The 19,900-nt window shown below is 71.4% G+C and carries 17 protein-coding genes; 2 read left to right on the top strand and 15 right to left on the bottom strand.

Annotated elements, in window-relative coordinates:
- Positions 1 to 50: 50 nt before the first annotated feature.
- The 9 genes from ACIQ8B_RS26760 to aztB all read right to left on the bottom strand — a co-directional run bounded on the left by ACIQ8B_RS26760 (position 51) and on the right by aztB (position 11,886).
- Positions 51 to 437, bottom strand: a complete 387-nt coding sequence (locus tag ACIQ8B_RS26760) for an STAS domain-containing protein (RefSeq protein ID WP_290004021.1) — start codon at positions 435 to 437, stop codon at positions 51 to 53.
- Positions 438 to 573: 136 nt separating this feature from the next.
- A complete protein-coding gene (locus ACIQ8B_RS26755; RefSeq protein ID WP_106412032.1) occupies positions 574 to 885 on the bottom strand; it encodes an STAS domain-containing protein in 312 nt (103 codons plus the stop codon).
- Entirely contained in the window at positions 885 to 4,862 is a 3,978-nt protein-coding gene (locus ACIQ8B_RS26750) for a SpoIIE family protein phosphatase (protein WP_403550288.1), read from the bottom strand. The genes ACIQ8B_RS26755 and ACIQ8B_RS26750 overlap by 1 nt, the downstream gene beginning before the upstream one ends.
- Positions 4,863 to 5,488: 626 nt before the next feature.
- Positions 5,489 to 6,088 (bottom strand): biotin transporter BioY, encoded by a 600-nt coding sequence (locus ACIQ8B_RS26745; protein ID WP_403550245.1) that lies wholly within the window; start codon positions 6,086 to 6,088, stop codon positions 5,489 to 5,491.
- Positions 6,089 to 6,562: 474 nt separating this feature from the next.
- Positions 6,563 to 7,210: a superoxide dismutase gene (locus ACIQ8B_RS26740; RefSeq protein WP_403550243.1), complete on the bottom strand. Its 648-nt coding sequence runs from the start codon at positions 7,208 to 7,210 to the stop codon at positions 6,563 to 6,565.
- 296 nt (positions 7,211 to 7,506) lie between these two features.
- On the bottom strand, positions 7,507 to 8,709 hold the full coding sequence (gene aztD / locus ACIQ8B_RS26735; RefSeq protein ID WP_403550241.1) for a zinc metallochaperone AztD: 1,203 nt from the start codon (positions 8,707 to 8,709) through the stop codon (positions 7,507 to 7,509).
- Positions 8,710 to 8,798: 89 nt separating this feature from the next.
- Positions 8,799 to 9,776, bottom strand: coding sequence for a zinc ABC transporter substrate-binding protein AztC (gene aztC / locus ACIQ8B_RS26730; protein ID WP_403550239.1), 978 nt, complete (start codon positions 9,774 to 9,776; stop codon positions 8,799 to 8,801).
- The gene (locus ACIQ8B_RS26725) at positions 9,773 to 11,005 is read right to left on the bottom strand and encodes a hypothetical protein (protein WP_403550237.1); all 1,233 of its coding nucleotides are present in this window, start codon (positions 11,003 to 11,005) and stop codon (positions 9,773 to 9,775) included. The genes aztC and ACIQ8B_RS26725 overlap by 4 nt, the downstream gene beginning before the upstream one ends.
- A gap of 20 nt (positions 11,006 to 11,025) precedes the next feature.
- On the bottom strand, positions 11,026 to 11,886 hold the full coding sequence (gene aztB, locus ACIQ8B_RS26720) for a zinc ABC transporter permease AztB (RefSeq protein WP_403550235.1): 861 nt from the start codon (positions 11,884 to 11,886) through the stop codon (positions 11,026 to 11,028).
- 15 nt (positions 11,887 to 11,901) lie between these two features.
- Here aztB and aztA point away from each other — a divergent pair, with 15 nt between their 5' ends.
- Positions 11,902 to 12,645 carry a zinc ABC transporter ATP-binding protein AztA gene (gene aztA, locus ACIQ8B_RS26715; RefSeq protein WP_403550233.1) on the top strand — a complete coding sequence of 248 codons (744 nt, stop codon included), beginning with the start codon at positions 11,902 to 11,904 and terminating at the stop codon, positions 12,643 to 12,645.
- A gap of 209 nt (positions 12,646 to 12,854) precedes the next feature.
- On the opposite strand, the gene ACIQ8B_RS26710 is transcribed toward aztA, so the two are convergent.
- The 6 genes from ACIQ8B_RS26710 to ACIQ8B_RS26685 form a co-directional block, all read right to left on the bottom strand.
- The gene (locus ACIQ8B_RS26710; protein WP_403550230.1) at positions 12,855 to 14,540 is read right to left on the bottom strand and encodes a ribonuclease J; all 1,686 of its coding nucleotides are present in this window, start codon (positions 14,538 to 14,540) and stop codon (positions 12,855 to 12,857) included.
- Between the two features lie 228 nt (positions 14,541 to 14,768).
- A complete protein-coding gene (locus ACIQ8B_RS26705) occupies positions 14,769 to 15,077 on the bottom strand; it encodes an SCO5918 family protein (protein ID WP_290004084.1) in 309 nt (102 codons plus the stop codon).
- Positions 15,078 to 15,125: 48 nt separating this feature from the next.
- The gene (locus ACIQ8B_RS26700) at positions 15,126 to 15,530 is read right to left on the bottom strand and encodes a CBS domain-containing protein (RefSeq protein ID WP_403550228.1); all 405 of its coding nucleotides are present in this window, start codon (positions 15,528 to 15,530) and stop codon (positions 15,126 to 15,128) included.
- A 46-nt stretch (positions 15,531 to 15,576) separates the two neighbouring features.
- Positions 15,577 to 17,073 carry a DEAD/DEAH box helicase gene (locus ACIQ8B_RS26695; RefSeq protein ID WP_403550226.1) on the bottom strand — a complete coding sequence of 499 codons (1,497 nt, stop codon included), beginning with the start codon at positions 17,071 to 17,073 and terminating at the stop codon, positions 15,577 to 15,579.
- Between the two features lie 328 nt (positions 17,074 to 17,401).
- Positions 17,402 to 17,605, bottom strand: a complete 204-nt coding sequence (locus ACIQ8B_RS26690; protein WP_030404051.1) for a cold-shock protein — start codon at positions 17,603 to 17,605, stop codon at positions 17,402 to 17,404.
- Positions 17,606 to 18,270: 665 nt separating this feature from the next.
- A complete protein-coding gene (locus ACIQ8B_RS26685; RefSeq protein ID WP_403550224.1) occupies positions 18,271 to 19,245 on the bottom strand; it encodes a helix-turn-helix transcriptional regulator in 975 nt (324 codons plus the stop codon).
- Positions 19,246 to 19,379: 134 nt separating this feature from the next.
- Between ACIQ8B_RS26685 and ACIQ8B_RS26680 the strand changes: the two genes are divergently transcribed.
- Positions 19,380 to 19,775, top strand: a complete 396-nt coding sequence (locus ACIQ8B_RS26680) for a RidA family protein (RefSeq protein WP_403550222.1) — start codon at positions 19,380 to 19,382, stop codon at positions 19,773 to 19,775.
- The last annotated feature ends 125 nt before the right edge of the window (positions 19,776 to 19,900 follow it).

The raw sequence follows: 19,900 nt of genomic DNA, 5'->3' as shown, positions 1-19,900 counted from the left end.
CCCGCCGGCGGACCGCCCTCCTCGGCACCGCGGCGGAGCGGCCACGGGCATCACCCGGACGCGCCGGCGCCGTCGGCGGCACCGTCCGGGGCGACGGCGGCCAGCGCGTCGGCGACCGTGTCGTGGAGGGGGAGCAACTCGGAGATGCCGGTCATGTTCACCATGCGCACGAGACGGTCGGGCACGCTCGCGATGCGGAGCGAACCGCCCGCCTTCTGGGTGGCGTGCATCAGGACGATGAGGGTGCTGAGGCCGGTGGAGTCGACGAAGTCCACCTGGGCCATGTCCAGGACGAGGTGCGGAGCGCCTTGGCTCACGGCGGTCAGCGCCTGCGCCCGCAGCACGGGCGCGGTGTGCAGGTCGACATCTCCGGTGACCACGACGACGGCTGTGCGCCTCCCGGTGTATCGGACGGTCGTGTCGAGGGTGTCACTCACGTGAGACTTCACTCCTGGACGGACGGCTCTGGTACGGACGGTCTCTGTGCGGCGTGGCGCGTACGGCGGCGGGTGTCACCGCCGCACGGGCGTGCGAAGAGGAGGGGCATGGTGCGGTTTCCCCGTGCGGGTCGGGTCAATCCCGCGGTCCGTTCCGGGCGCCGGGGCCGTGAACGGTGGCCAGTTCGGCGAGACCCGAGACGGTGACGACGGGTTCGAGCAGCGGGGGAACGATCAGTTCCAGCCTCTCGGCGTGGGCGAACAGCACGCTCAGCCCTGCGCTGTCGAGGTATTCCACCTCCGTCAGGTCCACGACGAGGGGGCCCGGGTCACCGTCCAGGGCTTCGGCCAGATGACCGACGTTGCTCATGTCGATCTCGCCGCTGACGACGAGCCGGACGGTGCCGTCGGGGCTCCGTCCGGGTATGAGCGTGAGCGGGGTTGTCATCAGGCGATCCTCATCTGCATGTCGACGGTGGTGCCGGACGGGCCGGGAGAGACGGTGACCTGCTGCATCAGGGCGTGCATCAGGGAGATGCCCCGGCCGCGGTGAGCGTTGGTCTCGGGCCGTGGAACCTTCCACCGGCCGCTGTCGGCGACCGTCACGCGCAGGGTGTCCACCAGCGCCACGGCGCGCAGCCGCACGTCCTCGCCGGGGGCGTTGCGGTGGCCGTGCTCGATCGCGTTCGCGCAGGCCTCACCGGCGGCGACGAGAACGTTCTGCACGGTGTTCGGCGGCAGGTCGCACTGGGCGAGCCAGCTCCGCAACGCCTTGCGGACGGGGGCGAGCTGGGCGGACTCGGCCGGGAAGGTGATCTCCAGCGGCGCCGGATGGCGGTACAGCAGCAGCGCCACGTCGTCGTCGTACCCGCCTGTCGGCGCGAGCCTCGACATCACGGCGCTGGCGAGGTCCTCGACCGGCATGTCGCGGCCCTCCTGCACGGCGTCGCCCGCCTGCTCGATCCCCGTGCTGAGCGGACGCCGCCGGCGTTCGACGAGGCCGTCGGTGTACAGCAGCAGCGTGGCCCGGGCGGGAAGGGAGCACGCGGCCTCCGGGCGCGGCCGGCCCGGCCGTACGGCCAGGGGCAGCGCACGCCCCTCCTCCAGCAGCCGGGTGGTGCCGTCGGGGTGCACGAGGATGCCCGGCGGATGCCCGGCGCTGGAGTAGGTGAGCTCTCCGGTGGCGGGATCGAGCACACCGCAGAACACGGTCGTGCACTGCGCACCGGTCACGCCGGCCGCGAACTGGTCGAGCGCCGTGAGCGTCCGGGCGGGGCTGGGGTCCTGGAGCAGCAGGGCGCGGCAGGCGCTGCGCAGCTGTCCCATGACGCTGGCCGCCTCCAGGCCACGTCCGACGCAGTCACCCACGACGATGCCGATGCGCCCGTCCGGCAGGGCGACGGTGTCGTACCAGTCGCCGCCCACCTCCAGCGGGCGTGTGGCGGGTTCGTACCGCACGGCGAAACCGTCGGGAAGCCGCGCGGGGCCGAGGATGGCGCGCTGGAGCGCGATCGCGGCCTCCCGCTGCTGGTCGATCTGATGCGCCCGCACCAGACCCTGCGCGAGATGCCCGGCCAGCAGCGACAGCAGCAGCTGGTCCTCGGAGGTGAACGGCCGGTGTCCCCCCAGATCGACCCACAGGGCCAGCGGACCTCGCGGGTGTTCCAGCAGGACACTCGCGCCGTTGTCCTCCGGCACCACGGTGAGCGGGGACCGGCGACGCAGCGCCGCGAGCAGTTCCCGGCGCTCGGCCGGCAGGTCCTCCCACCGCAGATCCGCGTCGGCGGTCGTGAGCTCCGGCGTGTCGTCGTCGAAGACGGCGGCCACCACGTCGCGTGCGTGCCACAGCGACCGCAGCTCGTCCAGGGCCCCGGAGAGCGCCTCGGGCAGGCTGGCGGCGCGTGACAGCGAGGTGCTCAGCGCCGCGAGCGCCGTCTCGCGCTGGATGGCGTAGTGCTCGGCGGTGACGTCGCGGAAGGTGCCGACCGTGACCCGGCGGCCCGTGTCCGGGTCCTCGGCCTTGTTGTAGGTCACGGTTATCCACAGGCGGCGGCCGTCCCGGCGGGTGACCGGGACGGTGTACGAGCCCTGCGGGTTCTCCAGCAGGCCGGCGAAGGCGAGGCCGACCTGCTCGTGCGCGCCCGGATCGGTGTCCGCGTCCGGCCACCACGGATGGATCGGGGCGTACGGCAGGCCCTCGGGCCCGTAGCCGAGGATGTCGGTGAAAGCCGCGTTGATCTCCACGACGGCCCCGGACTCGTCGCAGACGAAGAACGCCTCCTGGAGCGAGTCGATGAGCGCCGTCCGCCAGCGCAGGTGGTGGCTGCGCAGCCGGGCCAGTTCGACGTTCGCGCGGACCCGGGCGAGCAGCTCGGCCGCGGCGAAGGGCTTCACCAGGTAGTCGTCGGCGCCGGCCTGCAGTCCCTCGATCGACGCCTCCTGCCCGGCCCTGGCCGACAGCAGCAGGACGGGCACCGAGGCCGTACGGGTGTCGCCACGCAGTCGCGCCACCAGCTCCAGTCCGTCCAGCCGGGGCATCATCACGTCGCTGACGACGAGATCGGGAATGCGCCGGCGGGCGGCGTCGAGCGCCGCGACGCCGTCGGCGACCGCGGTGACCTCGTACCCCGCGGCAGCCAGGATGCGGGTGAGGTACTCGCGCATGTCGGCGTTGTCGTCGGCCACCAGTACCCGTGCGCTGCGCGCGGGACCGGCGTCCGGCCCGAGCGGGACGGCTCCCGCTGCTTCCGGGCCGTCGTCGGGCGACGCGCCCGACGCGCTCACCGGGAGCCAGCGGTGGGCCTCGTGGACGTAGGGGTCGGCGGTGACCGGGGCCGTGGCGCCGGCCGGCTCCGCCACCGTGGAGCCCTCGGGCAGGTGCGCGGTGCCGAACGGCATCCGGATGGTGAAGGTGGTGCCCTTCCCCTCGGTGCTCTCGGCGTCGATCGTGCCGCCGTGCAGACCGACGAGTTCCCGCACCAGGGCCAGCCCGATGCCGCTCCCCTCGTTCGACCGGGAGCGGGCGTTCTCGATGCGGTGGAAGCGCTCGAACAGCCGGGGCATCTCCGCCTCCGGCACGCCGGTCCCGGTGTCGGCCACGGTGACCACGGCATGGGAGCCGGAGCGGCGCACGGCCACGCGGACCGCTCCCTCGAAGGTGAACTTCAACGCGTTGCTCAGCAGGTTGAGGACCACCTTCTCCCACAGGGTGCGGTCCACGTACACCGGTTCGTCCAGGGGGGAGCAGTCCACGTCGAAGGTGAGCCCGGCTCTCTCCATGGCCGAGCGGAAGACGCTGGCCAGTTCCGCCGTCACCGTGGCCAGATCGACCGGCTCGTAGCGGGCCTGCATCCGGCCGGCCTCGATGCGGGAGAAGTCCAGCAGCGTGTTGACCAGTTTGCCGAGCCGCAGCCCGTTGCGGTGGATGACGTCGAGTTCCGCCCGTATCTCCTCCCCCGCGTCGGTGAGCCGGGTGCGCAGTTCCTCGACCGGTCCCATGATCAGGGTCAGCGGGGTGCGGAGCTCGTGGCTGATGTTCGAGAAGAAGGTGGTCTTGGCGCGGTCCAGCTCCGCCAGTTCCTCCGCGCGCCGCTGCTGCGCCTCGTAGCTGCGGGCACTGCCGATGCCGGAGGCGATGTGCCCGGCCGCCAGCTCGATGAAGCCCCGGTAGTGGTCGTCCAGGTCGCGGTAACGGTTCAGGGCGGCCACGAAGAAGCCGTACGGCGCGCTGCCCTGCTGCAGCAAGGGCACCACGAGCGCCTCCTCGGGCGGCTCCGGCCAGCCGCCGCCGGGCAGTCCGTCGAACGGTGCGCCGGTCAGCGGGACCAGGCGCGTCTCGCCCTCGGCCAGCGCCGCCGCCGGCCACACGCCCTCGGAGCCGGCCACGGGAAGGCGCCGCGGTGCGGCGGGCAGCCCGGGGGTGACGCCGGTCGCGCCCGCCAGCCGGGCGTCGTCGCCGTCGAACAGGTAGGTCAGGGTGAAGGGCAGGTCCTTGGGGTTGCGGGACAGCTGCCGGTCGGCGAAGGCCAGCACCTCCTGCTCGGTGCGGATCACGCTGGGGTCCGAGCCCAGGTCCCGCAGGGTGGCCATGCGCCGCTCACCGATCACCCGCTCGGTGTCCTCGCTGACCACGCACAGCATGCCGACGACGTCACCGGCGTCGTCCCGCAGCGGGCTGTAGGAGAACGTGTGGTACGTCTCCTCGGTGTAGCCGGAGCGTTCCAGGAACAGGAGCAGTCCCTCGTCCCACGTGGCCTGCCCGGTGCCGAGCACGGCCTCGATGCGCGGGCCGATGTCCCCCCAGATCTCCGCCCACACCTCGTTCGCGGGCCGGCCCAGCGCCCACGGGTACTTACGGCCGAGCGTGTCCCGCCGGTAGGCCGCGTTGCAGAAGAACGTCAGCTCCTCGCCCCACGCCATCCACATCGGGAACCGGGAGGAGAGCAGGATGCTGACGGCCGTCTGCAGGCTCTGCGGCCACTCCCGCGGCGGGCCGAGCGGCGTGGCCGCCCAGTCCACTTCGGCGAGGTCCCGGCCCACCTCCGGGTCGGCGGTGAACACCTGTTCCCCGACCCTCGCTTGTGGCCTGCTCACCGACCGGCCTGAACGCTCCACGCGACACCCTTCCCCTCCTGCCGACCCCTACGCCTTGGTTCACCCGTCACCCTTCGCAGGGATACGCACACCCGCGGGCCACCGGTCGCGGGTCTCAGAATAATGGGCCTTGCACCTGCGCCGGAGCACCCCACCCGCACACCGCTCGCCTGACGGCCCGGCACCCGTCCACGGCGGGCCGCGCGAGCTCCGGCAGACCGTCGCGCCGACGGCACCCGCGCCCTTGGACCACGGCGGGGATGCCTCCGCCGAGGCGCGGAGGGCGACAGGCGGCGCACACCGAGCACCCGGAAGCGCTGGTGCGCGCGCACGCCGACGGCCGACGACGGCCTCTTCCCCGGTGTCGCCCTGCGGGTGGCGGTCACGTCGGCCCGCCGAGGGCAGGTCGAGGAAGGGCTGATGCGAAGCCGGTCGCTGCCCGTGAGTGCGGCACGTCGTCAGACGTCAGGATCGCTCTCTCCCGTACGCCGCCGGGTGAGCGGCAGGACCCCGGCCGCCAGGGCGATCCCGAAGGCGTCCGTCACCGGGAACGGCGTCACCCCCATGGCGACCGCCTCGTCGGCACCGACGTGGAGATCCAGGGCCGGCCATGTGGCGCCGACCACGTGGATGACGGCGTCGCCGAGGGCCATCAGGCCGATGGTGCCGAGTACGCCTCTGTCGTTGCCGCGGCGGGCGAGTTCGCCGACGAACGCGGCAGCGAGGACGAAGCTCACGATGCAGCCGACGCCCGGACCGCCCCAGCCGTGTCCCTGGCCGGCGAACCAGGGGACACCCGCGGTGCCCGCCGCCAGGCACAGCAGCATGGCGGCCGCTCCGCGCGCGGCTCCCAGCGCCGCGCCGGTCAGCAGGACGGCGAGGGCCTGGAGGGTGAGGGATACCGGGCTGAGCGGAGTGGGCACGGAGACCTGGGCCGCGAGACCGGTGAGAGCGGCGCCGCCGATGACGAGGAGGCTGTCGCGCACGGGGACCGGACCCGGCACGCGATCGGCGAGGACTCCGTGGCGGAGAACAGACGAGACCGTGGCGGTCGTCATGGGGGTGACCTCCGTTCCGCACGGACCGCGCCTTCCTGTGAAGACGCGTCAGGACCGGCCGACTTCTCTGTGCATGGCGTCCATATGGGCACTCGGCAGCGGTACGAGAATGAGATCCATTTCGGTAGGATTCCAGCCAGGTTGTCGGCTGCCGTGGCACGTCGCCCCAGCAAGCCCGGAGGCTTCTGGGAGGTGCCCATGGCACTGTGCGCGTCGCTGACAGCGACGGCGTCCCGCACGCCGGCGCAGCGGTTGTGCGCCCGCTCTCACCGCCTGCTGCCCGGACGCCTGCAGTTGGCGGGTGAGAGGTATGGCGGTGCGCCGGCACCGGTCCGGTGACCGCCCGTACCCCGTGTCCGGGACGGTGACGGCGGAAGGGCCCCGCGAGCGGTGTGCTCGCGGGGCCCTTCGTCGCGCCTGCCCGGTGAAAGGTGAGAAGACGATCACGAGCAGGACGACGGGGCGGCTACAGCGTCACGGCTCGAGCAGCGGGCCGCCGCCGCGCTCCTCGGCGGCGGCGTAGCGCCTGGCCACGTCCTGCCAGTTGACGACGGCCCACATGGCGTCGATGAAGTCGGCCTTCTGGTTCTTGTACTGGAGGTAGAAGGCGTGCCCCCAGGCGTCGAAGACCAGGATCGGGGTGGAGCCCTGGCCGACGTTGCCCTGGTGGTCGTAGACCTGCTCCACGATCAGCCGCCCGCTCAGCGGCTCGTACGCGAGCACGCCCCAGCCCGAGCCCTGCGTGGTGGCGGCGGCCTTGGACAGCTGGGCCTTGAAGCCGGCGAAGGAGCCGAAGGACTCCTTGATCGCCTCGGCCAGGTCCCCCACGCCGTCCTGGGCGAGCGGCTCGCCGCCGCCCTCCTTCGGTCCGGTCATGTTCTGCCAGTGGATCGAGTGCAGGATGTGGCCCGAGAGGTGGAAGGCCAGGTTCTTCTCCAGGCCGTTGACCGAACCCCACGACTCCTTGTCGCGCGCCTCGGCCAGCTGCTCCACGGCGTCGTTCGCGCCCTTCACATAGGCCGCGTGGTGCTTGTCGTGGTGCAGCTCGATGATCTCCGGGCTGATCACCGGTGCCGGCGCCGCGTAGTCGTACGGAAGCTCCGGGAGCGTGTGAAGCGCCATGTCCAACGTCCTCCGACATTATTGCGAGTCATGTGCAACTGCACGCCAATAGCAAGAACCTTGTTGCACACTATGCGCGACAACCGGGCCCGCAGGAAGGAGGGCCATGGGCTTTCCGGCCTCCTCGTGGCGGGCCGGGGCCCGGAGGGCGGAGCGTGCGAAGACGCCGGTGGCGGTGATCAGCGGGAACGCGCCCGTGGACGCTCGTCCTCCGCCGGGTCCGGCCCCGCGGCCGGACAGCGGTGTGCCCTCGCCACCGCAGCATCGAGGCCGCTGTGACGAGGGCACGCGCGGAGTCAGTGTCCGGGGACGACGCCCGACAGTTCGTTGGTGCTCTCCGGCAGGGTGACGGAAGTGATCTTCTTCCCCGTCTCCACGTCGATGGCGTGCAGCGCCTTCTTACCGGGCTCGGAGACGTACGCGACGTGTCCGCGGACGAACAGGGTGGGCCGGGCCTGCTGCCAGTCCAGCGGCTCCTGCCACTGGCCCACGGCGGGGATCTTCTTCTCGACCTTCCCGGTGTTCGGGTCGATGACGTGGACGGCACCGTCGGTGCCGAGGACCAGGGCCTCGCCGTGCGGGCCGCGGGCCAGCGAGCGGAAGGAGTAACTGGTGCCCAGGTCGACCAGGCGCAGCTTCTTCTTCTCGGTGTCGATGAGGGAGATGCGGGTGGGACGCTCCAGCTCGGCCTCCGGGTCGGTCTTGTAGTCGCCCAGGAGGACCGGCGAGACGTCGCTGCCGGCCTGGTTGCCGATGCGGCCGTAGTCGTCGGGTGCGTCGATCTTGGTGAACTCGCCGTCCTTGTAGATCAGGATGCCGTCCTCGCAGCCGACGGCGACGGCTTCGTTCTCGGCCGCCGCCTCGCCGTGGACGCCGGGGCAGTTCTCGTTGCGCGCGATCTCCTTGCCGTTCTCGCCCAGCACCAGCGCGCCGGTGCGCTTCTCCTCGGTGCCCAGGGTGCTCAGGAGTTCGCCGTCGGCCAGCTCGATGGCGACGCCGTGATGCGGCTCGGCGGAGGTGTAGGTGCGCCCTTCCGGCTTCTTGCCGGTGCTCAGGTCGGCGGGGTCGAAGACGTTGACCTCTCCGGTGCCGTCGGTGAAGAGCACCGTCTTGCCGGCGTGACGGACCACGTGGCCGGGCTTGGCGCCCTTGTACTCGATGCCGGTGAAGGCCTGGCCGGTGGCGTCCAGGACGCGGAAGCCGCTGTCGGTGGAGACGACGACGTGGTCCTCGTCGCCCGCGGGGTTGACCCGGTTGAAGCCGGGAAGCTCGATGGTCCTGGCGAGCTTCAGGCTTTCGCCGTCGAGGATGTACAGGCCGCCGTCGAAGGTGGCGACCAGCGGGTCCTTGACCGCCACGGCGGGCGTGGCGCTCGCGGTTCCGTCGGACTCGGCGCCGGTGGCGGAGGAGTCCTCTCCGCCGCAGGCGGTCAGGACGGTGGAGACCGCCAGGGCCAGTGCCGTGCCCGTGAGGGCTCTGCCGCGTATCGACTTGTTCATCAGCGTGTTCCTTTCTGCACCGCGCGGTGGCGGCATGGGGGCATGACGTGCCGGCGTCCGATGGCCGGTGCGCCGGGAGGCTCGGAGGGTCAGTCGCCGGTCAGGCCGGCGACCATGGCGGTGGTGTTGGCGCGCATCATCCGCAGGTAGGTGTCGGCGCCCCCGCCCTCGGCGGTCAGGGACTCCGAGTGGAGCTCGACGACGCGAACCCCGCCGCCCATCTCCGTCCGCAGCACCTCGGCGAGCCGTCCGGGCTGGGAGGAGTCGGCGAAGACGGTGCGTACGCCCGCCCTCTCCATCGCCTCGGTGAGGGAGCGCAGGTCCGAGGAGCTGGGTGAGGCCAGCGTGGTGCCGCTGGGGATGACCGCGCCGATCACCTCGAAGCCGAAGCGGTCGGCGAGGTAACCGAAGACGTGGTGGTTGGTGACGAGGACCCGCCGGTCTGCGGGCACCCGGCCGAAGGACTTCTCCATCCAGGTGGTGAGCTCCGCGAGGTGCTTCGCGTAGCGGTCGGCGTTGGCGCGTATCGTGTCGGCGTCGACGCCGTCGACGTGCTTGATGATCTGGTCGGCCATCAGGCCGGTGACCTTGCGCACCCGGTCGGGGTCGGTCCAGAAGTGCGGGTCGGGCTGCCCTGCCTCGCCCTCGGGGCCGCCGTCGTCGGCGGTGTGGAAGGCGAGCGGGTCGGCCGCCTCGCCGGCCGCGAAGGTCGCGACCCCGGACTCGCGGGCGGCGGCCACGTGCCGCAGGACGTTCTCCTCCAGGCCCAGGCCGTTGTAGACGACCAGGTCGGCCTGTTCCAGTTCGGCTGCCTGCACCGCCGACAGACCGAAGGAGTGCGGGTCGGCGTTGGGCTTCATCAGGACGGTGACGTCGGCCTCGCCGCCGACGATCTTCCGGGTGACGTCGCCGAGGATGTTGGTCGTGACGACGATGCCGGGACGGTCGCCGCCGGTGGTGCAGGCGGTGGCGGTCGCGGCTGTCACGAGGGCGAGCAGGCCCGCGATCAGGTGGCGCAGGCGTGCGATGCCCACCCGCGCGCGCTGCTTCGTCTCGGTACGGCTCATCGTCCGGTCTCCGCCATGAGGACGGGCTTGACGTCCAGGTCGAAGGAGCGCGCGATGCGCAGGCCGTCGTTGTAGTCGATCTCGAACACCCTCCTGCCCTCCGGGTCGTTGACGTAGGCGCGGCTGCGGTCGACCTCGATGACGGGGGCGCCGCCGTCGGCGCCGGCCCGTTTCCGGTCTGTCAGCAGCGGCTCGGTCCGCGCGGTCCGCTTCCCGGTGGCGATGTCGTAGCCGTGCAGCGAGCCGTCGGTCTCCAGGACGAGCAACGGGGAGCCCTCCCCGGCCGTGTTGGCCGCGACGACCGGCCCGGTGTCCACCCGTGTCCAGGTCCGCTCGGTGACGTCGAGGACCCAGACGGCGTCTCCGGCCGCGGCGGTGAGGGTGTCGCTGCCGGGGCGGTGGCGGAAGACGGTGGCCCGCTCCTTCGCCGGGACATCCTGTCCGTACGGGATCTCCTCGGCGGTGAAGGCGCCGCTCCGAGCCCGGACGAGCAGGGCGCCGTCGGCGCAGCCGAGGATCACGCCGCGCCCGGTGACGGCGTCGCCCCGGGGCTCCTCGCACGTCACGTCCGGTGAGGCGACGCGCTCTCCCTCGCGGTCGAGGACGACGAGTCCGGTCGTGCCGCCCTTGTCCGCGAAGGCCAGCAGGTGCTCCTCGTACGGGACGACGGCGCCGGTGTAAGTGCCCGGCAGCGTACGGGAAGACGCGATCCGTCCCTTCTCCAGCTCGCCGCGGTCGTAGAGGAGGGCGCGGCCGTCCTCGTCGGTCACCGCGGTCACGGCGGCGTCGCTGCGCACCTGGGCCCGGCTGCCCGCGGGAAGCTCACCGACGTCCCGTGCCGCCGCGCTGTAGTAGTGGACGTGGTCCCCGTGGTCCACCATCCAGGCTCCGCCGTCGAGGACGTGCGTGCCGCCGGGCGTGTGGAGGTAGCCGAACCTGCCGTCCGTCCACAGCCGGACGGCGTCCTTCACCGGGGCCGTCCTGTGCGCCTTGCCGGTGATGAGGTCGAGGATCCTGGTGTCGCCGCTGTCGGGGTCGTTCAGGAGGAGCCGGGACTGCTGCTCGGCGGCCTCCCGGGCTCCTTCGACGTACCCGTGCGGGGTCACGGACGGGGAACTCGCGGCGGGCCGTGCGGCGCTGTTCCCCTCTCCCGCGCAACTCGTGGTGAGCAGCGCGGTGAGCACCAGTGCGGCCGATGCCCACGGAGTGACGTTTCTGCGGACGGTCATGACGATCGCCTCGGCTTCTTTCAGTTGACTTCGAGTACGGGGACCGGGGCGTGGACGCGGCGCGTACGGCGGTCACGCAGGCCGGACAGCAGGTGGGAGAGGAAGAACAGGCTCACCGCGAGGGCGGCGACGGTCGCGCCGGCCGCGGTGCTCAGGTGCCAGGACAGCAGCAGGCCGCCGAACGTGGCCGAGGTGCCGAGCAGGGCGGCGAGCGCCATGACCCCGCGCACGGAGCGGGCCCAGGGCAGGGCGGCCGCCGGCGGCGCGATGAGCAGCCCGAGGACCAGCAGTGTTCCGACGATGTGGAACGAGGCGACGATCGCCAGACCGAGCAGGCCGAGCAGCACCGCGTGGGCCAGGCGCGGCCGCAGCCCCAGGGTGTGGGCCTTGCGCTCGTCGAACGCCAGGGCCAGGAAGGCACGGTGGCCCAGCACCGACACCACCAGCGCCACGAGCAACGCCGCCGCGAGCACGAGGAGGTCCTGCTGCCGGACGGCGAGAACGTCGCCGAAGAGGAAGCCGGTCAGGTCGACCGCGAAGGACTGCGAGCGCGACACGATGATCACGCCGAGCGAGAGCATGCCCACGAACAGCAGCCCGATGCCGGTGTCCTGGGACAGCCTCGGCGTACGGCCCAGCACGGTGACGCCGGCCGTCATGACGGCGGCGCTGACCACCGCGCCCGCCATCGGATTCCCCCCGAGGAGCGCGGCCGCCGCGACACCGGGAAGCAGCCCGTGGGACATGGCGTCACCGAGGAAGGCCATCCCCCTCAGCACCACCCAGGTGCCCGCCAGCGCGCAGATGGCGGATACGAGCGTCCCGCCCCACAGGGCCCGCTGCACAAAGGTCACCTCGAACGGGACCGTCAACCATTCCATGGCCAGGAGACTACAATGAAAATCATGTTCAAAAAACCGCCCCCTTCCCCCGCCCCGTCCCTCGGCCGGGCCGCCCGCATCCGCTTCTCGGAACTGTGCGCCGGCTATCCGGGGCGCCCGGTGCTCCGTCAAGTCACCGGAGAGATACCCGAGTCGGCCACGACGGTGCTCGTCGGCCCGAACGGCAGCGGCAAGTCGACCCTGCTCGGCGTGCTCGCCGGTGTGATCAAGCCGACGTCCGGCGCCCTCCTCCGCACCGGCGGCCGGCCGCCCGCCTTCGTACCTCAGCGCGGAGCGGTCGGTGACACCCTGCCGCTCACCGTTCGGCAGACCGTGGAGATGGGGCGCTGGGGCGAGCGCGGCCCGTGGCGCCGGCTGACCGCACGGGACCACGCGACCGTGGACACGGCGCTCGGCCGGCTCGGCATCGGCGACCTCGCCTCACGTCAGCTGGGCGAGCTCTCGGGCGGGCAGCGCCAACGCGCTCTCATCGCCCAAGGACTGGCGCAGGAGTCGGACCTGCTGCTCCTCGACGAGCCGACCACCGGCCTGGACCCGGAGGCGAGGGAGCGGATCGGGGCACTGCTGACGGCGCTCGCCGCCGACGGGGTGACGGTCGTCCAGGCCACGCATGACCTCGAGGTGGCGCGCGCGGCGGACACCTGCCTCCTGCTCCAGGACGGTCACCTCGCCGGGCAGGGGCGTCCGGAGCAGGTTCTCACCACGTCGGCGCTGACCCGGGTCTGGCAAGCGCTCTGAGGAGCCCGGCACACGCGACCGCGCAGGCGGGCCGGCACAGCCGGCCGGCGCGTGGGGCCCGGGTGTGCCACCGGGACAGCGGGCCCGGTCCTGTGCGACCGCCGGCCCGGTCCGCGTTCACGCCGAGGGCGGACATCAGCAACGGCTCGTCGCCGGGGTCCGCCTCGTACGCGTCGGCGCCCGGCCCCGGACATCTGCCGGGCTATGGCTCAGGCGTCGATGATGACGGGGATGATGAGGGGCTTGCGACGGTAGGTACGGAACGCCCAGTTCGCCACGGCACGGGCGATGAGCTGTTCGAGCTGGTGCGCGTCCCCGACGCCTTCCTCGGCCGCGGTGGCCAGGGTCTTCTCGATGACGGGGACGACCGGTTCGAAGGTGGTGTCGTCGTGGACGAAGCCGCGGGCCAGGAAGTCGGGGGCCTCGGCGAGGGCGCCGGTGTCCGCGTCGACGATCGCCACCACCGTGACGACGCCTTCCTCCGCGAGGGTGAGGCGGTCCTTGAGGGACGCTTCGGTGGCGCCGCCGACCTCCATGCCGTCCACGTAGACGTTGCCGGCGGGGACCTTGCCGGTGATGGACGCGCGCCCGTCGACGAGGTCGACGACGACACCGTCCTCGGCGATGACGACCCGGTCGGGATCGACGCCGGTACGGATGGCGAGGTCGCCGTTGGCCCGCAGGTGGCGCCATTCGCCGTGCACCGGCATGACGTGGCGGGGTTTGACGATGTTGTAGCAGTAGACGAGTTCGCCGGCACTGGCGTGCCCGGAGACGTGCACCTTGGCGTTGCCCTTGTGGACCACGTGGGCGCCCCACCGGGTGAGTCCGTTGATCACCCGGTAGATGGCGTTCTCGTTGCCGGGGATGAGGGAGCTGGCGAGCAGGACGGTGTCGCCCTTGCCGATGCGGATCATGTGGTCGCGGTTGGCCATCCGCGACAGCGCGGCCATCGGTTCGCCCTGGGAGCCGGTGCACACCAGAGTGACCTTGTGGTCCGGGAGCTTCTCCAGCTCCTTCGTGCTCACGACCAGACCGGAGGGGACCTTCAGGTAACCCAGGTCCCGGGCGATGCCCATGTTGCGGACCATCGACCGGCCGACGAAGGCGACCTTCCGGCCGTGCTGGTGGGCGGCGTCCAGGACCTGCTGGATGCGGTGCACATGGCTGGCGAAGCTGGAGACGATGACCCGGCGCGGCGCGGTGCGCATCACCTGCTCGATCGCCGGGTTCAGCTCACGCTCGGAGGTGGTGAAGCCGGGCACTTCGGCGTTGGTGGAGTCGGTGAGGAACAGGTCCACGCCCTCCTCGCCGAGGCGGGCGAAGGCGCGCAGATCGGTGATGCGGTCGTCGAGGGGGAACTGGTCCATCTTGAAGTCGCCGGTGTGCAGCACCATCCCGGCCCCGGTGCGGATCGCGACCGCGAGGCTGTCGGGGATGGAGTGGTTGACCGCCACGAACTCGCAGTCGAACGGTCCGAACCCGCGCCGGTCGCCCTCCCGCACCCGGACCGTACGCGGCCGGATGCCGTGCTCCTTGAGCTTGGCCTCCAGGAACGCCAGCGTCAGCCTGGAACCGACGACGGGGATGTCGGACCGCTCGCGCAGCAGGTACGGCACGCCGCCGATGTGGTCCTCGTGGCCGTGGGTGAGCACCACGGCCACGACGTCGTCCAGCCGGTCCCGGATCGAGGTGAAGTCCGGCAGGATCACATCCACACCGGGCTGGGTCTCCTCGGGGAACAGCACGCCGCAGTCGACGACGAGCAGCTTGCCGGCGTGCTCGAAGACGGTCATGTTGCGGCCGATCTCGCCCAAGCCGCCCAGGGCGACGACCCGTAGTCCTCCCTCGGGAAGGGGCGGGGCGGCTTTCAGCTCGGGGTGCGGATGACTCATGCCTTCACGGTACCCGGAGAGTGGACGGCGTGATCCATCACCTGTGCGCTCTCTGCTTCCCGGCGGTCCGGTCACCCGCATCTGCGGCGACGGGACCGTGGGGACTGCAGCTGCTCCGGCCACCGGCCCGCCGCCGCGCCGGGAGCGGCATGTCACGCGGTGAGGGTCCTGCCGGCACGTGCCGGCAGGACCCTCACCGCTCCGTTCGGCTCCCGCTCGTCCCGTCGGTCAGCCGGACGAGGGGGTGCCGAGCATCGCGGAGGCCCGCTGCAACGGGCTGTCCACGCGCGCGGGTGCGGCCTCGGGAAGGGTGCGACAGGTGAAACCGAGCCGGGACATGGCCCGCAGGACCTCGCCGACGCTGAAATCGCGCCGGTCCTGGCGGGTGACGACCTCGCCGACCTGCTTGGCGGGGTAGTGGCGTCGTCCGATGATCACGGACTCGCCGGTGACCGGTTCGGGCCTGACGCCCTTCATCGATTCCAGTACGCCGCTCTTGGTCAGGTCGAACGGGAAGCGGGCGATGACACAGCGCATGATGCCTCACAGGGAGAGGAGGGACGGGGCCGACCGCCGTGAAGCGGTTCAGCGGGAGAGGGCGAGGACACCCGGAGCGTTGCCCTGTTCGTCGGCCACGGGCAGGGCCCCGAGCCGGCGGCGCCGCATCGCACGCTCGGCCTCGGCCCTCGTGGTCGGCGGCGAGGCGAAGGGAGCGATGACGTCGGCGATGTCACGCAGACGGATCCGGTCCGTGTACCCGGAGCTGTCACGAACGGCCGTGAGCCGGGCCCGGGTGACCAGACCGGTGCACAGACCGTCGTCGTCGCAGACGACCAGGTGAGCCGTACGGGCGGCGGCCATCACGGACAGTGCCACCTCCACGGTCATGTCCTCCCAGACCTGCGGTCCGGCCGCTTTCATGGTGTCGGCCACCGTGCCGTGCACGCGGCGGTCGTTCTCCGGACGGACCTGCGTCTGGACCAGCGTCAATGGGTGCCTCCTGCGGAGATGGGCCGGCTTTCTGATCACGAGGGTTCTACGCCGCCGTACCGACGGTCGACTGCCGTACGGACGCGCGGCGGGCCGCCGAAGCGGGACGGCGCCGGCCGCGTGAGGCCGCGCCGCGCTTCTTGGGGCGTTCGGCCACCGGTGCGGTGATGACGACCGGGACCCCGGAGGGGGCCTGGGCTCCGGTGATGCGGCGCAGGGCTTCCCCGCCGACGCGGACCTGGGTGGTCTGCGGGACGACGCCGGCCGCTGCCATGAGGCGGGTCACGGCGCGGCGCTGGCTCGGGGTGACCAGGGTGACGACGCTGCCGGACTCGCCGGCGCGGGCCGTGCGGCCGCCGCGGTGGAGGTAGTCCTTGTGGTCGGTGGGCGGATCGACGTTGACAACGAGGTCGAGGCTGTCGACGTGGATGCCGCGCGCCGCGACGTTGGTCGCCACCAGCACGGTGACGTGCCCGGTCTTGAACTGCGTCAGCGTGCGGGTGCGCTGCGGCTGCGACTTCCCGCCGTGCAGGGCGGCGGCCCGTACCCCGCTGTTCAGGAGGTGCTCGGTGAGGCGGTCGACGGCGTGCTTGGTGTCGAGGAACATGAGCACGCGGTCGTCACGCGCGGCGATCTCGGTGGTGGCCGCGTGCTTGTCCGCGCCGTGGACGTGCAGCACGTGGTGCTCCATCGTCGTGACCGCGCCGGCCGAGGGGTCGACGGAGTGCACGACGGGGTCGCTGAGGTAGCGGCGCACGAGCAGGTCGACGTTGCGGTCGAGGGTGGCGGAGAACAGCATGCGCTGGCCCTCGGGGCGGACCTGGTCGAGCAGGGCGGTGACCTGCGGCATGAAGCCCATGTCGGCCATCTGGTCGGCCTCGTCGAGGACGGTGACGCACACCTGGTCCAGCCGGCAGTCGCCGCGGTCGATGAGGTCCTTGAGGCGTCCCGGTGTGGCGACGACGATCTCGGCGCCACCGCGCAGCGCGCTCGTCTGCCTGCCGATCGGCATCCCGCCCACCACGGTGGCCAGCCGCAGCTTCACGGAGCGGGCGTAGGGGGCGAGCGCGTCGGTGACCTGCTGCGCCAGCTCACGCGTCGGTACGAGGACCAGTCCCAGCGGCTGCCGCGCCTCGGCGCGCCGCCCGGCCGTACGGGCCAGCAGCGCCAGACCGAAAGCGAGGGTCTTGCCGGAGCCGGTGCGGCCACGGCCCAGGACGTCCCGTCCGGCGAGGGAGTTCGGCAGGGTCGCGGCCTGGATCGGGAACGGCACGGTCACGCCTTGCGAACCCAGCGCGGCCGACAGTTCCTTGGGCATGTCGAGATCGGCGAAGCCCTCCACGGCGGGAAGCGCGGGAGTGACCGTCTCGGGGAGGGCGAACTCTCCCTGAATCGCGGCGGGCCGCCGCCCGTGACCGCCGGAACGGTTCGAGCTGCCCGACCGGTTCGGGGCCGACGAACCGAATCGGCTGCCGCCCCTTCCGGAGCCGGCACCGCCCTTACGGGTACGGGAGAAACGGTCGTTCGTACGTGTGCGGTTCATGAAGAACCTTCCTCGATGCGGCACGTATCAAGGAATTCCCGCAGCGGTGAACAGCACGGAGAATTGCATGAACGGGCCGGTGGAACGCGACAGCGCATCTGTCCGACGGAAATCCGTACACGCACAGGCGCTGAAATGAGTGACGCAGAGCGGACGCACTGTTCGGGCGTCCGTCGCGATGAGGTCATACCGGGTTGCGCGCACCCTCGAAGGATGCTTCACGGGTTTCCTGTCGGTCGTCCACAGGAGAAACATCCGCGGAAAACGCAAGCAGCTGGGACCTGCACCCCAAAGGATGCGGGTCCCAGCTACGAAATGCGCGTCAGCGTCAGGCGGGAACGATGTTCTCGGCCGTCGGACCCTTCTGGCCCTGCGCGATGTCGAAGGTCACCTTCTGGCCCTCGAGCAGCTCACGGAAGCCCTGGGTGGCGATGTTCGAGTAGTGGGCGAACACGTCGGCGCCGCCACCGTCCTGCTCGATGAAGCCGAAACCCTTTTCCGCGTTGAACCACTTCACAGTACCAGCAGCCATGTCATTTCTCCTTCGGGGCAGTGTCTCGGAGTCCGCACCGTGCGGACCCCGTGTCGCCGCGATGATCACCCCGCCCGGAAAAAGACCGGAACATGTAAAAGCGCTTCCAGCGGCACAGGAGCCGATCCGGAGGCACTTGAAGTTTTCGGGAACCACAACTGCAACTGAGATCGACAGTAGCACGCCGCGGCGGCCTGCGTGCGGGGAAGAGTCCGAGCTCACTTATTGCGGCAGAGAATCTGTCCGCGCGTTCCAGTGAAATCTCAGCCCGCGGGCACAGATATTGATCCAGCCGGAGCGTCGAACGAGCCTCACGGCGGCCACCGATGCCGTCGGCGGGCCAGAGGTCGGGATCCCCCGCTTCGGCCACACCTCGTCAGAACGCACGGCAGGCGGGAACCCGGCCGATTTCCTTCAGGTTCTCGCGAGGACCACCCGCGGAACACCCCCTCCGCCCGGCACGACCTGCGGGATCAACCAGGTGACGCCCCACCGGAACGAGCGTCGTCCCAGCGTCGGGACATCACCCGTAACGACCACACCGCGCATAGGGCACACTCAAGAAGCCGCAGGTCAGAATCCCTTCGCAGCCGGTTCGAGGATCGCGGCGCACTCCACAGCCGGGCAGGAGATCACGTCCGGTCCCGCAGCGGTGAACGGAACTTTCAGGCCGGTGTCCCGTAGCGGGCCGCGATCACCGTCGCGCGGCGGTGCAGACGGGTGCGCAGCCACTGCGGGGCCTCCACCTCCGCGTACATGGCGTGCTGCCACAGCGCCCATTCCGCGTGCCGTGCGTCCTGGAAGACGACGTGCAGCCGGAGCCGGCCGTCCTCGCCGGTCTCCTCGGAGCGGACCGCCAGGGCGGTGGCGACCAGGTGCTCCCGGCGCGCGGGGTCCACGCGGACCACCACGGTGGTGTTCTCGCCGCCGGTCCGGAACCGCACGTTGCGTTCGCGCCAGGCCCGGTCCAGGTCGACCGTGTCCGAACGCTGCGCGGGTTCGTCGAGTTCCTCGGCTTTCAGGACCCGGCTCAACCGGTAAGTACGGTCCTCGGCGCTCCGCTTGGCCAACAGGTAGCCCTGGTCCCTGACGGTGACCAGACCGATCGGGTCCACCGTGCGCCACTTCGGGGGCTGGCCCACGGCCGCGTAGTGGATGCGCAATTTGTGCCCGGCCAACACCGCGCGTCGGATCTCGGTGGCGATGGAGTCGGAGACCTCCACGTGGGCCACGCGACGCGAGAGGAGATCGGTCTCCGGGTCGATGAGCAGCCGCTGCGCCGCTTCGGCGGCGGTGTCCCGCAGCCCCTCCGGCAGCGCGTCGACCACTTTCAGCACGGCTGAGGCGAGCGCCGATCCCAGACCGAACAGCTGCGCGCCGCGCCGTGATCCGGCGACCACGAGAGCGAGCGCCTCGTCGTGGTTCAGGCCGGTGAGCGCTGCCTGGAAATCCGGCAGCAGCGCGAACCCGCCGTGCCGCCCGCGCTCCGCGTAGACCGGGACCCCCGCCGCGGAGAGTGCCTCCATGTCGCGCAGCACCGTCCGCGTCGACACCTCCAGCTCCCGGGCGAGTGTCTCCGCGGTCATCCGGCCTCGCTGACGCAGTAACAGCACCAGGGAAACCAACCGGTCGGCGCGCATGGAAAAACCCTAGCGAAATACATGACCAAGGGTGTCACGTTTTCCTGACAGGGTTCATCGCACGACGTCAGAGCGCGGCGGTTGCCGAAGCGGCGGGCGTGCGCAGTGTCATGAACCGAATGGAGCATGCGGTAATGGAACGTAACGCGGTCAACCCGGTGTCGTGGTCGGTCGAGATGGGCTTCAACCAGGGCGAGGTCGTCTCCGGGCACTCGCGCACCTTGTACATCTCGGGCCAGACGGCGATGAGCAAGGAAGGCAAGCCCGAGCACGACGGTGACATGGCGGCTCAGCTGGCACTGGCCATCGACAACGTCGAGGCGGTGCTCGCCGAGGCGGGCATGACCCTCTCGAACCTCGTCCGGCTGAACGTCTACACGACCGACGTCGATCTGCTCTTCCAGCACTACGGTGTGCTGGCGGGCCGCCTGGGAGGCGCCGGCGTCGCGCCGACCACCACCATGCTCGGGGTGACGCGGCTGGCGATCCCCGGTCAGATGATCGAGCTCGAGGGCACCGCCGTCGCGTGACGTGACCCCGTCTCCGCCGCTGCTCGGGCCTGTCGGACCGGCCCGAGCAGCGGGCGGGCGGTCCCCCGCCCGCCGCGCGACGCGCCCGAGCGCCGGCCCCACACCCGTGAGGCCGGCGCTTCGGT

Origin of the sequence: Streptomyces sp. NPDC096105 (genome assembly GCF_044763335.1) — a bacterium.
In the GTDB taxonomy this organism is placed as follows: Bacteria; Actinomycetota; Actinomycetes; order Streptomycetales; family Streptomycetaceae; genus Streptomyces.
The sequence above is the reverse complement of the archived record's forward strand: the minus strand, read 5'-3'. Positions and strand labels throughout refer to the sequence as shown.